Raw genomic sequence first — 431 nt, 5'->3', positions numbered from 1 at the left:
CCCAGGCGACCGCCTGATCACCGAAGGCTTGCAGTACGTGCGTCCAGGTGCCGAGGTCAAGGTCAGCGAAGCCACCAACGTCAAGAAGCCGGACAGCCCCAACCAGGGCAACGCAGCGAAAGCAGACGCCAAAGCGGAGTAAACCATGTCGAAGTTCTTTATTGATCGCCCGATCTTCGCCTGGGTGATCGCCTTGGTGATCATGCTGGTCGGCGCCTTGTCGATCCTGAAGTTGCCGATCAACCAGTACCCCAGCATCGCCCCACCGGCCATCGCCATTGCCGTGACCTACCCGGGCGCTTCGGCGCAAACCGTGCAGGATACGGTGGTGCAGGTGATCGAACAGCAGCTCAACGGTATCGACAACCTGCGTTATGTGTCGTCGGAAAGTAACTCCGACGGCAGCATGACCATTACTGCCACCTTCGAGC

Annotated in this window: 1 protein-coding gene; it reads left to right on the top strand. The window is 59.6% G+C overall.

The window, feature by feature from the left end:
- Positions 1-145 precede the first annotated feature (145 nt).
- On the top strand, positions 146-431 hold a 286-nt coding region (locus HZ297_RS11855; protein ID WP_178863977.1), incomplete at its 3' end, for an efflux RND transporter permease subunit.

The organism is Thiomicrorhabdus cannonii, from assembly GCF_013391695.1.
Lineage (GTDB): Bacteria > Pseudomonadota > Gammaproteobacteria > Thiomicrospirales > Thiomicrospiraceae > Thiomicrorhabdus > Thiomicrorhabdus cannonii.
Note: the sequence above shows the minus strand (reverse complement) of the source record. Positions and strands in the feature narration are given on the sequence as shown.